The organism is Desulfitobacterium sp. PCE1 (assembly GCF_000384015.1).
Classification (GTDB): domain Bacteria; phylum Bacillota; class Desulfitobacteriia; order Desulfitobacteriales; family Desulfitobacteriaceae; genus Desulfitobacterium; species Desulfitobacterium dehalogenans.
Map to the genome: position 1 here is coordinate 4,207,665 of NZ_KB913023.1, position 12,920 is coordinate 4,220,584.

Consider the following 12,920-nt stretch of genomic DNA (forward strand, 5'->3'; position numbering starts at 1 on the left):
TATTCGACTTTTGCCCTTCAACTTCCTCTAAATTCAAGGGACCCTTACTCACCAAGATACATTTTACGTACTTCGGACAATCGATAAGAATTAATCTCTATTTTTCCCGAGAAGGTCCTTTATTCTTGAAAAGGACCACTTGGCTTGCCTTTGTACCGTCTTTAAATTCTTAGCGGGAATCGGATTTATCGGGTCGATGTCTACTGCCTTTTGGTAATAACGAATGGCTTGATCCAGGTCCCCATCTTGACGCGCAATATTTCCTAAGTTATTCCACGCATGGATACATCCTTCGTCCAATTCGATGGCTTTAAGAAAACACGCTTTAGCACGTTCAAAATCATGGCTTTTCCCATAGACCAGGCCTAACTTATTATAACCCATCGCATCTTCCGGACATTGAGTCAAGTACTGCAAGAAGTCTTCTTCTGCTTCCCGAAGCTGCCCAGATTCAAGATGCTTTAATCCTTGTTGGTAATGGTTGCTGCTCATGCATTCTTTCCTTTTGCTTGCAGAATTTTTTCATCAAGCCAATGGGTCCATTCCTGAAGACCCTCTCCAGTACGGCAAGAAACCTCGAAAATCCTGATCTCTGGATTGATTTTTAGGATATCCTCCTTCATGGCGTCTAAATCTGTTTCCACCAGAGCCAATAAATCCATCTTATTTAAAATAGCCACTTTTGAATTACGGAAAATCACGGGATACTTTGAAGGTTTATCATCCCCTTCCACGACACTAAGGACAACCACCTTAAATTCTTCTCCTAAATCGAAGTCAGCAGGGCAGACCAGATTGCCTACATTCTCAATGATCATGAGATCCAAATTATCCCACTGGAATTCCGGAAGAACTTTCTCTACCATCTTGGAATCCAAATGACAGCCTCCACCGGTGTTGATCTGGACTACAGGGATATCATGCTGGGCGATTCGGTCGGCATCCCTGCTGGTAAAAATATCTCCCTCAATCACGGCTATGCTGTGCTTATTTTTTAAATGGGATAAAGTCCGTTCCAAGAGAGTGGTTTTCCCCGCCCCTGGAGAACCGATCATATTAATGGCTAAGCAGTTGTTTTTCACAAAATGCTGGCGATTGATTTCTGCATGGATGTCATTATTTTGCAGCAAATTGGCCATAACGGCGATTTCACGCTGGCTACTCATTCTTCAACCTCCAAACTTTCCAGAAGCAATTCTTCTCCTTGTATAATATCAATCCCGAGATACTGACAAGCAGGACATGCAAAAACAAGTCCCGGTACCATAAATTCTTCACCGCAGCTCCTACATCGGCCCCTTACCGGCAACAATTCGATCTGAAGCTCCGCACCTTCACACACAGTTCCTTTGGCGAAGGCAGCAAATGCCATCTGTAATGCCTCGGGCTCAGCATTGGTTAGTTGCCCGATTTTAAGTTTAACCAAAAGCACCTTTTTTACATGATAATGAGCCAAAGTTCCTTCAATAGCTTCAAAGACCCCGCCCATTAACGACATCTCATGCACTCAATCACTCCTTGCCATCCATGCTTACAAGCTGATCACCGGACAAAGTCTTGTTCAATCTATCTTATCCCAAAAATAACCGTATCCGCAAGGGTATCCGCCTATCTTTTTAGCCATGACCAAAAAAGCACAGGAATAAAAATCAATCCCAGATACCCAAATAGAGGGTAGATAGTTTTTACTATTAAAGAAAACTTTACTCCCGAAAGAGGAATGACCAGGATAAGGAGGAGTACAGCCGCCTTCTTATAAGGAAGTTTAAATTTCTTTTCCATATGGTTAATAAGACTGAATCCATTGCCAATGGCCGCCGTAAGCATGGCCAGCCAAAGAACAACCACATAGCAGAACCCTGACCACGGGCCTAAACTTCCGGCTACGGCAACCATTGGAATCTCAAAGCCTCTGACTTCGGGAAATTTCAAAAGTGCCAGAGCAATGACTATAGCAAATAGGCCAAGTGCAATTCCGCCGAAAAAAGCCCCAATACGTCCTTCCGGCCTCTGAACTTCTTTGCCTAGAGATGCGAAAACCACCATGGCTAAGGTTAAATTAAAGGAGACATAGAGAATACTTGAAAAGAACCAGTTTTGGATAAGGGGATTCGTGGTAAGCTCCATCCCTGCATCCTTTGTACCCATGGCAAAGAGTATGGCCCATAAGGCTATCCCTATGCAGAACACGAATTTCACCGGGATAAGCATGCTATTAATCCAAAGTACCCCTTCTCCTTTGAACCACAAAGCTAAGGATATGATAAAGGCTGTTAATAGAATACCCAGCCAAGGTGATAAATCAAAGAACTGCCGAAAGACTGCCCCGGCCCCTGACATCATTGCTGTCATGCCAATAAATAGAAGCAGGCTCACTAGAATGTCCATTCTGCTTCCCCATTGCTCACCAAATAAGCGTTGAAAAAAATCCGCGTAGGAGGTTACTTTCCATCGCTTTTGCAGATCGAGCATGATCCACCCCAGACTAGCAAAGAGAATCGTACTGCACAGAATCCCAAGGATTCCGAGACCTCCAAAATTGGTAAAGAACTGCTGTATTTCCTGGCCGGAGGCAAAGCCTGCTCCCATGACAGCGCCCACATACGTTGCTGCCACTTGAAAAATCACTCTACTATTCATAAAACTCCCCCCTGCCTCATGCTTATGGCCTCTTCTTTCCGCTCATGCATAAATTCCTGACAATCGGGGAATAATTGAGATAGGTATGTTTATGTTTACATATTTTGGGAGGGGAATTCATGGGCATTCTTTCGGTATTTACCGAATCACATAAATATAAAGCTCATTTTGATGATAAAGTTGCAACCCAGAAGATGGAAGCCCGGCTTATTGAAGTATTGCACAGTGAACGTCATCGCCCGTTGGTATTTTTATGTATTGGAACTGACCGCTCAACCGGTGATGCGCTCGGTCCTATAACGGGCACTTACCTAAGCCAAAAAGCTTTGCCTAAGCTTAGTGTTTTGGGAACTCTTGAGCAACCGGTGCATGCAGCAAATTTATCGGAGTACATCAGTCATATCCAGAACTCCTATTACAACCCTTTTATCATCGCCATTGATGCTTGCCTCGGGAAAATGGATTCTGTAGGGAATATCACTCTTGCAAATGGGCCCTTAAAACCTGGAGCAGGTGTTCATAAAGAGCTTCCGGCAGTGGGAGAAGTCCATCTCACCGGCATAGTCAATGTGGGAGGTTTTATGGAGTACATGGTTTTACAAAATACCCGCCTCGGTTTAGTCTGGAGAATGGCTGAAACCATGAGTGACCTTTTGGGCAATGCCTACATTAAAACGAGGCTCTCCTAGCATACGAAATTAAACCCGTTTTCAGTCATCCCTGAAAACGGGTTTTTACTTTGCTTCTCAAAAGATTTAAATTATATTTTGATCGTTTCTTTCGCTTTTACAATAGCCGCCTTTTCTTCCTGAGAAAGATGATAGGTGGATTCTCCTTGGATTACCGGTTTCGCATAAACCCTTGATTCTTCACGATTATTAATCGAGGAAAGAACGACACCGTCTCCCTGCTGATTCAGAAGTGCTAAGGCAAAACTGAGATCGCTTCCCATATTGTCAAAAGCATTAAACCGCACCAGTTCGGCCCTATCGATTGCGGAACGAAGCTTAAGCTCTGCCTGATCCATTCTTTTTTCCGTCGCCTCTAAATTAGTATTGATATAATTAACCTTATTTATATATTCTTTAAGTTGTTCATCCAATGAGCTTCCATCAAGAAAGGTCTGGAGAGCGAGATAGGATTTTTGAAATCCTTTCATACGATTCTGCAAAACTAAAATCCAAATCAGTTCAATGACACATAATACTCCCACCAAGATGATAGCCCAGGTGGATAAGGGCATTATTTGTTCCAAATTCATTGTATCCTCCTCAATCCATTTATAGCGACTACACCATTTGCGATAGTATCATAGTTATGGGGACAGCTACAAATATTCCCGGCAGTAGGTTGCCTACTTTTATTTCTTTAATTTCAAGTATGTTCAGACCAATGCCGACAATGAGTAATCCTCCGGTAGCGCTCATCTCTGCAATGACAGGCTCAGAAAGCAACCCCTGTAAAAGTGATGCGGAGATAGTTATTCCGCCTTGATATAGAAAAACAGGTACAGCAGAAACCAAAACACCAATGCCCATAGATGAAGCTAAAACAATAGAGGAAATGCCATCCAATAAAGATTTCGCATAGAGTATATCATGTACTCCTTTAATACCACTTTCAAGAGCTCCCATAATGGCCATAGCTCCCACACAGAACATTAAGCTGGAGGAAACAAAACCTTTCGTGAAATTTCCATTTCCGCCTTTAGCAAATTTATGTTCAAGCCATTTACCTAACTGCTGAAGCTTATGCTCAATATCAATCCATTCCCCGATTATTCCTCCCAAAACTAAGCTCGCTATAACCACCAGTGGGTTATTTGTTTCTAATGCCATACTTAACCCAATGAGAATAACTGCCAATCCTATCCCTTGAATTACTGTTTTCTTCATTTTTTCAGGCAGCGCCTTGCCAAAAATAATTCCCACCAAAGCCCCGCCAATGATCGCTAAAGAATTTACTATGGTACCTAACACCTTTTCACCTTCATCACTGTTCCACGTGGAACACTATTTATTACAAACCCAAAGAGTAGAGTGTTCCACGTGGAACATTTTTAATCAATATTGATATTCCATATCTCTAAAAGGCGATTAAACTCATCCTCAGAGAAATATTCTATTTCAATTTTGCCTCTGACGGCGCTCCCCTTCACCTTCACCTTGGTTTGAAAGGAAGACCTCAATTGATCCTCAATTTGAGCAAACAACGGTGAATCCTTCATTTTATCTTTCTTTGGAGTCTTACTCTGCTCTGTATATTTTAAGATTAGGTTTTCTAATTCCCTCACTGGCAAATTCTCTTTCGCTGTCTTCTGTGCTAAAAGAACCTGAAGTGATGAATCCTTAATTGCCAGGAGGACCTTTGCATGGCCGAGGCTTAATTTACCTTCCTGAATTAAATGAAGCACTGGATCAGGCAACTGAATGACACGAAGAAGATTCGCTACTGTAGGACGTCCCTTTCCCACTCTCTCAGCAACTTGTTCTTGAGTCAGTCCATACTCTTTTATGAGACGGGCATAAGCGTGGCCCTCTTCCACCGGTGAAAGGTCAGATCTCTGGATATTCTCTATCAATGCCTTCTCCGCCAACTCTTGTTCACTTCCTGTTTGGAGAAGACAGGGAATCTTAGTAAGCCCAGCCAGCATTGCAGCACGATAGCGTCTTTCACCGGCAACAATAATATATCCATCATCTTTTGGCTGAACCAATATTGGCTGCAGCAAACCATGGGTCTTTAAGGACGCAGCTAATTCTTCCAAACTTTCCTGATCAAAGCCCCTTCTCGGTTGATCGGGGTTAGCTTTTATCTTATTTAACTCAATCTCTTGGACTGAAGCTTCATTTCCTACGGGTTCAGCACCAATCAATGCCTCTAAGCCACGACCTAAAGCTCTTTTAGACACGCTGCAATACCTCCTCTGCTAAATCACGGTAAACTTCAGCACCTCGTGAGCGCGCATCATAAAGGACAATGGGCTTGCCGTGACTTGGAGCTTCACCCAATCGGACATTTCTTGGCACAATAGTTAAAAAAACTTTACTTTTAAAATACTTTTTAACTTCGTCAACCACTTGGATTCCTAAATTGGTTCGTGCGTCAAACATTGTCAACAGCGCGCCAAGAATATTCAAATGAGGATTCAGTCTACCTTTTACTCTATGAATCGTATCCATTAACAAAGTCAGCCCTTCAAGAGCGTAGTACTCACATTGAACTGGAATAAGGACATCCGTGGCGGCAGTTAAAGCATTCAAAGTAAGTAAGCCCAAGGAGGGAGGACAATCGATAATAATAAAATCATAGTCGTTTTTAATAGTCGCTAGGGCAGAAGCAAGTTTTCCTTCTCTCTTCTCCAGTGCAACAAGCTCAATCTCAGCACCGGCTAACTCGATTTGTGCAGGCGCAACAAATAACCCAACCAACTCCGTACTTTTTATAATCCTTTCAATAGGAACTTCATTAATAAGTACATCATAAATACTTTCCTTCAGCTTACTTTTAAGTATTCCACAACCGCTTGTAGCATTTCCTTGAGGATCCAGATCAAGGAGCAAAACCCTTTTTCCTTGTTCAACAAGGCAGGCGCTTAAATTAACTGCTGTGGTCGTTTTGGCTACTCCTCCTTTTTGATTGGCAATCGCTATAATTTTAGCCAAAATGTGCCCCCCCCTCTCAATACTTCAAAGCAAATTTAAATATACTATAGACAATATCTCACCGTTCATTGACTACCTTTTATAGTATCAAATCACACCAGATAAAACTAGGGATTTCCGTCGGAAAAGAATAGGAAAGTAGATAAAAAGCAAAAAGAAAGCGCCCTAAAGGCGCTTAAATCAAAAATCTACCACAAAGGCGCTGCCGGTTCATTGGTCGTCCTAAGACGATAGCAGCTGGTCGAGTAAAATCATAGTATTATAGTAAAGGTTTTTTAGCAGGAGTACCTGCTTTGCGGGGATAAGCATGGGGAGTAGGTAGAATTTTCTCCACCAGTATAATTGCCCGGTGCTCTGCTTCTACTCCCAAATTAAATAATTTAATTTCTTTTATTTCGGCTCCTAAGATTTCCAATGCTTTTTTTGACTCCATAGCCTCTTCATTAGCTTGGGATCCCTTTGCCGCTAAAAAATAACCGCCTTTTTTAAGCAGAGGAACAGCATACTCAAGCAATACAGGTAAGCGAGCAACCGCTCGGGAAGTAACACAATCAAAGGTTTCCCGATACTTAGGGTCTCTGGCGAAATCTTCCGCCCTTGCGTGTATTGTCTTTACCTTCTTCAATTCCAATTCTTCAATGACTACTTCTAAAAAATCCAAACGCTTAGCCAAAGAATCCACCAAGTAAACCTCAACTTCGGGCAATAAAATTTTTAGTGGGATTCCAGGGAAACCAGCCCCTGTCCCAATATCAGCAAGCTTATTTCCCTGAATAAAAGATACCAAAGCAAGAGAATCAATAAAATGTTTTAGGATTATTTCTTCGGGTTCCGTAATACTTGTTAGATTCACCTTCTCATTCCATTGAACTAATAAATCTGCATAGGTAGAAAACTTCTCAACCTGATCCTGACTGAGTTGAATATCCAATCGCTCGAGGGTCAATCTATTAAGAAGTTCTTTATGCTCAGGTAGCATGGAACTGACCCCCTCTGCGTTTTTGCTCAAGATAGACAAGTAATACAGAGATATCCGCCGGAGTCACCCCAGTAATCCGTGTAGCTTGACCCATATTAGAGGGTGAAACCTCTTTCAGCCTTAATCTACCCTCTGTCGATAATCCCTTTATCTGATCATAAACAATCTCCTCAGGAATTAAGCGTTCTTCCATCTTGGCAAAACGCTCAATCTCCGCAAGCTGCTTTTCGATATAGCCCGCATATTTTATTTCAATACCTGCTTCCAGCAGAGATTCTTCATCATACTCCGCCAGCTGGGGCATAAGTTGTTTTATTTCATTTATCGTAATTTCAGGTCTTCTCATCAATTCTTCCCCGCTGATACCACCATGGACTGCAGCAGAATTAACTGATGCCAATACCTCTGCCAATTGCTCATTAAGAGGTGAAAAAGTGGTTCCTCGCCATAAGGCATGAATTTCACTGATGGCCTCTTTTTTCTTTTGGAAAGCTTCCCAGCGCTCATCGTTAACTAAACCGATCTCTCTTCCCCTTGGAGTTAAACGCAGATCGGCATTATCCTGACGAAGAATCAAACGATATTCCGCTCTTGAGGTCAGTAAACGATAAGGTTCCTTGACACCTTTATTGACTAAGTCATCGATCAGCACACCTAAATATCCTTCGGACCGGCGAACAATAAAGGGTTCTTTTCCTTGAATCCGCAGTGCTGCATTAATCCCTGCCAATAGACCCTGTGCTGCCGCTTCTTCATAGCCTGAAGTTCCGTTAAGTTGTCCTGCCGTGAAAAGCCCGGGAATTTTGCGTACCTCCAAGCTCAATGAAAGTTGATGCGACTTCACATAGTCATATTCTATGGCGTAGCCGGGACGCAAAAGTTCTGCTTTCTCTAATCCGGGGACACTGTGCAGAATCTCATATTGAATCTCCTCCGGCATGCTGGTGGATAGTCCAGCTACATAGAGTTCGTCACTATCCCATCCCTCAGGTTCAAGGAAGATCTGATGGGAAGGACGATCGGCAAAGCGAACTACTTTATCTTCGATGGAAGGACAATAACGGGGTCCAATCCCTTCAATTTTTCCTGAGTATAACGGCGCCCGGTGTATATTATCCTGGATAATCTTATGAGTCTCAGGGGTGGTATACCCTAACCAACAAGGGCATTGTTTGTCCACATCCTGTCCCCAATACATGCTTTGGGTGGGCATAAAAGAATAACGCCAGGGGACAGAATCTCCAGGCTGAATGTTAAATTTAGAATAATCCACTGAACGGCGATGAATTCGCGGCGGTGTCCCCGTCTTAAAACGTCCCAGCTCCAGGCCAAGGGCATTTAGCTCACCGGAAAGGCTCATAGCCGTTTGCTGTCCGCTGGGACCCCCATCATACATCGCATCACCAATAATGATCCGCCCCCGCAGATAGGTCCCACTGGTTAAAATCACATTGGGTGCAGCATAGAAAGCTCCCGTCCGGGTTACTACCCCGCTCACTTTTCCCTCTTCAGTTTTGATCCGATCCACCATAGCTTGGTGAAGTATCAAATTTTCCTGCCCCATGACCACATTGAGCATATTAAGATGATAGGCCTGCTTGTCGGATTGAATCCTCAGAGCATGAACTGCCGGGCCTTTTCCTGTATTAAGCATACGGACTTGAATTGATGTCTCATCGGCGGTGATTGCCATTTGTCCACCTAAAGCGTCAATTTCACGGACTAAATGTCCTTTTGCCGGTCCTCCCAAGGAAGGATTGCAATCCATATGGGCGATATTATCTAAACTCAAGGTGATCAATAGAGTTTGACAACCCATGCGTGCGGCAGCCAAAGCTGCTTCACAGCCGGCATGTCCGGCACCTACCACAATAACATCATATTTTCCCGCAAAAAATTCCACTGTTCCTCCTACTTTCCTATACAGAATCGTGAGAAAATATCATCCAACAAGGATTCCTGAATAGTATCCCCAGTAATTTGAGAAATTTCCTGAAGGGCCTGACGAATATCAATGGATACGATATCCCAAGGAAGTCCGTTTCTGACCGAGTCAAACCCGCTTGCCAAGGCCAAAGAAGCCCTCTCCAATGCCATAATTTGACGTACATTGGAAAGTAAAGGCTCCTTAGTCCTTTCATCTTTGCCTTGATAGACTCTTCTTATAATTTCTTTCTCCAATTCATCAAAACCAGAATTTTCTTTCACCGAAAAAGGAATCCATACCCCTTGCTGAGTGGGGTAGTTCTGAAGAATCCCCTCAAATTGCTCCTTACTATAGAAAAGGTCAATTTTATTAATTAAAACAATAACATCTTTATTATACTCATTTAAAATCCTAAGTTCTTCTACACTGAGTTCTTGTCCGGCCTGGATAATAAGCAGGATCAGCTCGGCCTTCTCCATTGCTTTCCAGGTTCGCTCGATACCTAGCTTTTCAACGAGATCCTCACTTTCACGAATTCCTGCCGTATCCACCAGCTGCAAAAGTATTCCGCCTATATTAACCGCTTCCCTAATTTCATCCCGGGTGGTACCTGGTATATCTGTAACTATAGCCCTCTCTTCCCCCATAAGGGCGTTGAGCAGACTGGATTTACCCACATTAGGCTGTCCGACAATGACCGTCAGCATTCCCTCCCGGAGGATTCTACCTGTCTTGCTCCCCTTAAGCAAATCACGAGCTATATCAAGTCCCTTACTAATGCGCTGAAGAAGTGACTCTCGATCCAGGCTTTCCACATCATCTTCCGGAAAATCAATCCCTGCCTCTATAAAAGCAAGAGTCTCCAGAACCTGCTCCCTTAGGATAGAAATCTTTTGGGAGAGCAGTCCTTCCATCTGATGAAGTGCCAGATCGGCCGAGCTATCGGTCTTGGCAGAAATCAAATCCACAATAGCTTCAGCCTGGATTAAATCCAGCTTTCCATTGAGAAAAGCACGTTTCGTAAATTCTCCGGCTTCAGCAAGACGTGCCCCCAGACGTATGCATTCTTTTATAATCCTTTCCGCAATATAAAGACCGCCATGACAATTTATCTCATAGACATCTTCCCCTGTATAAGAGCTCGGGGCTAACATCCTACTGATGAGCACTTCGTCTAAAACCTTTTCACCAGCATAGAAATGGCCTAAATGCAAAGTAAATTGACTCATCTCCTGCCAACGTTTAGGATGATGAGGTGTAAATGCCTGATCAATTATTTCTTTTGCCTGAGGTCCGCTTAGTCTTAAAACATGAATACTTCCTTCACCTACAGCTGTAGCCAAGGCAATAATTGTATCATCCATGGAATCCGCTCCCATTCAATCAGTATCCGATTCATTTTAATAGCAATCTATAGTCATTCAAAACTTATCCTGACTAATATACCATTAAAGGAGATGTATAATACAAAGAAAACCCCAAAAGCAGTGCTTTCGCACTTGTTGCTCGCCGAGCCTATAATTTAACTCATCACCTGATAGTGCAAAAAAAGAGGGGTAGCCTCACCCCTCAGGAAATCTCTTTTGTCCGTTTTAAGGAAATAACCACTTTACGGTTGGGTTCTTCACCTTCACTAAAGGTAGAGATCCTTGCATCATCTTGCAAAGCAGTATGGATAATCCTTCTTTCATGAGGATTCATAGGTTCTAAGACAACGCGAGTTCCAGTACGTTTTACTTTATCAGATAGTCTCTTGGCTAAACGGACCAGGGTCTCTTCCCGCCGCTGACGATAACCTTCGACATCAATAATAATACGAACTTTTTCAGAAACCTGTTTAGCTACGGCAAGATTGGTCAGGTACTGGAGTGCTTCCAGAGTATCTCCCCTACGGCCAATTAAGATACCAAGCTCTTCACCGGAAATATCAACAAGCCAATGCTGCCCTTGTTGTGTATATTTAAACTCTGCACTGACACCCATGGAGTTACACACATCTTTAAGAAAGGAACAGGCCAGCTCACCCAGACAGTCTTCATAGCTAACGCGTACTTTAGCAAGGGTGGTTCCCAATAATCCGAAAAGTCCTTTTTTGGTAGGCTCTTCTAAGACCTCAATCCTCACCCGATCCCGCTCAACTCCCAATTCGTTCAGACAAGCATTAATAGCTTCTTCTACAGTTTTACCTGTTTTCTCAACAAATCTCATGGATATCCTCCCTTTGTAACTCTATGCAACCTCGCCCTGTTCATTATTCAATTTGCGATTAATATAAAGCTGTTGAAAAACAGAAACAATATTCATCGTAAAGAAGTACAAACCAAGACCTGATGGTACAGTCCAAGTAATATAGGCCATAAAGAAAGGCATGAAATACAGCATCATCTTTTGCGTAGACTGAGTAGGATCAGGTTTTCCACTATTATTCTGGGCTTTCATAGCCGGATTGGACGCCGTAGTAAGTTTAGTCTGTAAAAAAGTCGTAGCGCCTGCTAAAATCGCCAGAACCAAATTACCGTTCTCAGTAATATTAAAGCCTAAGAACATAGCCTGGCTGGGGTCGGTGATATAGTTATTAAAACTAAAGAGGGTTCTGTATAAAGCCCAGAAAATCGGTAATTGAACCAGCAAAGGCAGACAGCCCCCGGCTGGATTGAGATTATGCTTCTTATAAAGCTCCATGGTTTCCTGATTAAGCTTTTCGGGATTATTTTTATATTTCTTCTGAATTTCTTGAAGCTTAGGCTGAATCTCCATCGTCTTTCGCATGGACTTCATCTGCTTCCAGGTAAGAGGGTAGATCAAGGTCTTAATAATAATGGTTAGAAGAATAATAGCCAAACCATAACTTGCAAAACCGACCAAATCGGTTAAATTATATAACCACTTCAGCAATGCGGTCATCCATACGACAAATGTATTCACAGAAACCCTCCTTAAACTGGATCATAACCACCAGGGTGAAAGGGATGGCATTTTAAAATCCTGACTGCAGACTTCCAGCCGCCTTTAATGACCCCGTACTTTTGTATAGCTTGAATAGAATATTCAGAACATGTAGGATAAAAACGACAGGATGGTCGTTTAAGAGGTGAAATATAACGTTGATAAACCCGAATTAAACCAACCAATAAATTTTTCATCAATCAACGGTCCTTCATAACCTTTGCTTTATATAAGCTTTTCAAAAGACTATTTTCTACTTGAGAATAGGAAACTCCTTTAATTGAAGAACGAGCAATACAAATTATTTGAGTATTTTCTTTAATCTCGGGAAGATGGAGTCGAATAACCTCTCGCATCAAACGCTTAGCCCGATTACGGACAACAGCATTACCCACCTTCTTGGAAGCAATAAATCCGAATCGTGAGGGGCCCTCTGCTACATAGATTACCACAACCTTACCAGAGAAACTTTTCCCTTGTGCAAAAACCTTTCTATAAAGAGATTTTTGACGCAATCTAAACTTTCTCTGTAACATGGCTCCTCCGTAATCAAAAACTTCATATACTCTAGTCTTACTCACAAACTCCAGAATAAACCTAATTTAAGAATAAAAAATGCCGAAATATCCCTATCAATTTGAAAAAGGCCACAAGATTGCGGCCTTAAGCTGATAATTTCTTCCGCCCTTTTAAACGACGGCGTTTAAGCACGTTTCTTCCTGTTGCATCGCTCATTCTCTTTAAAAATCCATGTACTCTTTTA

17 protein-coding genes are annotated in these 12,920 nt (G+C 42.5%); 1 reads left to right on the forward strand and 16 read right to left on the reverse strand.

Translation table 11 applies throughout. From position 1 onward, the window contains the following. Window positions 1-90: 90 nt before the first annotated feature. From DESPCE1_RS0120815 to DESPCE1_RS0120830, 4 genes are all read right to left on the reverse strand, one after another. Window positions 91-492, reverse strand: coding sequence for a tetratricopeptide repeat protein (locus DESPCE1_RS0120815; RefSeq protein WP_019851594.1), 402 nt, complete (start codon window positions 490-492; stop codon window positions 91-93). After that, the gene (gene hypB, locus DESPCE1_RS0120820; RefSeq protein WP_019851595.1) at window positions 489-1,166 is read right to left on the reverse strand and encodes a hydrogenase nickel incorporation protein HypB; all 678 of its coding nucleotides are present in this window, start codon (window positions 1,164-1,166) and stop codon (window positions 489-491) included. Before hypB ends, DESPCE1_RS0120815 begins: the two co-directional genes overlap by 4 nt. Further along, on the reverse strand, window positions 1,163-1,507 hold the full coding sequence (gene hypA / locus DESPCE1_RS0120825; protein WP_014795968.1) for a hydrogenase maturation nickel metallochaperone HypA: 345 nt from the start codon (window positions 1,505-1,507) through the stop codon (window positions 1,163-1,165). Before hypA ends, hypB begins: the two co-directional genes overlap by 4 nt. 101 nt (window positions 1,508-1,608) lie before the next feature. Continuing rightward, entirely contained in the window at window positions 1,609-2,640 is a 1,032-nt protein-coding gene (locus tag DESPCE1_RS0120830) for a membrane protein (protein WP_019851597.1), read from the reverse strand. 119 nt (window positions 2,641-2,759) lie between these two features. Here DESPCE1_RS0120830 and yyaC point away from each other — a divergent pair, with 119 nt between their 5' ends. Continuing rightward, a complete protein-coding gene (yyaC, locus tag DESPCE1_RS0120835) occupies window positions 2,760-3,329 on the forward strand; it encodes a spore protease YyaC (protein ID WP_014795970.1) in 570 nt (189 codons plus the stop codon). A gap of 71 nt (window positions 3,330-3,400) precedes the next feature. On the opposite strand, the gene DESPCE1_RS0120840 is transcribed toward yyaC, so the two are convergent. The 12 genes from DESPCE1_RS0120840 to rpmH all read right to left on the reverse strand — a co-directional run. Continuing rightward, window positions 3,401-3,901, reverse strand: a complete 501-nt coding sequence (locus DESPCE1_RS0120840) for a DUF4446 family protein (protein WP_019851598.1) — start codon at window positions 3,899-3,901, stop codon at window positions 3,401-3,403. 28 nt (window positions 3,902-3,929) lie between these two features. Next, window positions 3,930-4,619 carry a DUF554 domain-containing protein gene (locus DESPCE1_RS0120845; protein ID WP_014795972.1) on the reverse strand — a complete coding sequence of 230 codons (690 nt, stop codon included), beginning with the start codon at window positions 4,617-4,619 and terminating at the stop codon, window positions 3,930-3,932. 80 nt (window positions 4,620-4,699) lie between these two features. Continuing rightward, window positions 4,700-5,551, reverse strand: coding sequence for a ParB/RepB/Spo0J family partition protein (locus DESPCE1_RS0120850; RefSeq protein WP_019851599.1), 852 nt, complete (start codon window positions 5,549-5,551; stop codon window positions 4,700-4,702). Then, a complete protein-coding gene (locus tag DESPCE1_RS0120855; RefSeq protein WP_019851600.1) occupies window positions 5,544-6,305 on the reverse strand; it encodes a ParA family protein in 762 nt (253 codons plus the stop codon). Before DESPCE1_RS0120855 ends, DESPCE1_RS0120850 begins: the two co-directional genes overlap by 8 nt. 259 nt (window positions 6,306-6,564) lie before the next feature. Beyond that, window positions 6,565-7,284 (reverse strand): 16S rRNA (guanine(527)-N(7))-methyltransferase RsmG, encoded by a 720-nt coding sequence (rsmG, locus tag DESPCE1_RS0120860; RefSeq protein ID WP_019851601.1) that lies wholly within the window; start codon window positions 7,282-7,284, stop codon window positions 6,565-6,567. Next, a complete protein-coding gene (gene mnmG / locus DESPCE1_RS0120865) occupies window positions 7,274-9,187 on the reverse strand; it encodes a tRNA uridine-5-carboxymethylaminomethyl(34) synthesis enzyme MnmG (RefSeq protein ID WP_014795976.1) in 1,914 nt (637 codons plus the stop codon). The genes rsmG and mnmG overlap by 11 nt, the downstream gene beginning before the upstream one ends. Before the next feature lie 8 nt (window positions 9,188-9,195). Then, window positions 9,196-10,575 (reverse strand): tRNA uridine-5-carboxymethylaminomethyl(34) synthesis GTPase MnmE, encoded by a 1,380-nt coding sequence (mnmE, locus tag DESPCE1_RS0120870; RefSeq protein WP_028305653.1) that lies wholly within the window; start codon window positions 10,573-10,575, stop codon window positions 9,196-9,198. A 205-nt stretch (window positions 10,576-10,780) separates the two neighbouring features. After that, window positions 10,781-11,419, reverse strand: coding sequence for an RNA-binding cell elongation regulator Jag/EloR (gene jag, locus DESPCE1_RS0120875; protein ID WP_014795978.1), 639 nt, complete (start codon window positions 11,417-11,419; stop codon window positions 10,781-10,783). Between the two features lie 21 nt (window positions 11,420-11,440). After that, window positions 11,441-12,136, reverse strand: a complete 696-nt coding sequence (locus DESPCE1_RS0120880; RefSeq protein ID WP_014795979.1) for a YidC/Oxa1 family membrane protein insertase — start codon at window positions 12,134-12,136, stop codon at window positions 11,441-11,443. An 11-nt stretch (window positions 12,137-12,147) separates the two neighbouring features. After that, the gene (gene yidD / locus DESPCE1_RS22860; RefSeq protein WP_083838578.1) at window positions 12,148-12,357 is read right to left on the reverse strand and encodes a membrane protein insertion efficiency factor YidD; all 210 of its coding nucleotides are present in this window, start codon (window positions 12,355-12,357) and stop codon (window positions 12,148-12,150) included. Then, window positions 12,358-12,693, reverse strand: a complete 336-nt coding sequence (gene rnpA / locus DESPCE1_RS0120885; protein WP_019851603.1) for a ribonuclease P protein component — start codon at window positions 12,691-12,693, stop codon at window positions 12,358-12,360. It lies immediately after the preceding gene. A 127-nt stretch (window positions 12,694-12,820) separates the two neighbouring features. Then, window positions 12,821-12,920: 50S ribosomal protein L34 (gene rpmH / locus DESPCE1_RS22865; RefSeq protein ID WP_084813885.1), on the reverse strand; the 100-nt coding region annotated here is incomplete at its 5' end.

Coding starts and splice junctions, on each gene's coding strand:
- DESPCE1_RS0120815 (WP_019851594.1), bottom strand. CDS start 492: ATGAGCAGCAACCATTACCAACAAGGATTAAAGCATCTTGAATCTGGG.
- hypB (WP_019851595.1), bottom strand. CDS start 1,166: ATGAGTAGCCAGCGTGAAATCGCCGTTATGGCCAATTTGCTGCAAAAT.
- DESPCE1_RS0120830 (WP_019851597.1), bottom strand. CDS start 2,640: ATGAATAGTAGAGTGATTTTTCAAGTGGCAGCAACGTATGTGGGCGCT.
- yyaC (WP_014795970.1), top strand. CDS start 2,760: ATGGGCATTCTTTCGGTATTTACCGAATCACATAAATATAAAGCTCAT.
- DESPCE1_RS0120840 (WP_019851598.1), bottom strand. CDS start 3,901: ATGAATTTGGAACAAATAATGCCCTTATCCACCTGGGCTATCATCTTG.
- rsmG (WP_019851601.1), bottom strand. CDS start 7,284: ATGCTACCTGAGCATAAAGAACTTCTTAATAGATTGACCCTCGAGCGA.
- mnmE (WP_028305653.1), bottom strand. CDS start 10,575: ATGGATGATACAATTATTGCCTTGGCTACAGCTGTAGGTGAAGGAAGT.
- jag (WP_014795978.1), bottom strand. CDS start 11,419: ATGAGATTTGTTGAGAAAACAGGTAAAACTGTAGAAGAAGCTATTAAT.
- rnpA (WP_019851603.1), bottom strand. CDS start 12,693: ATGTTACAGAGAAAGTTTAGATTGCGTCAAAAATCTCTTTATAGAAAG.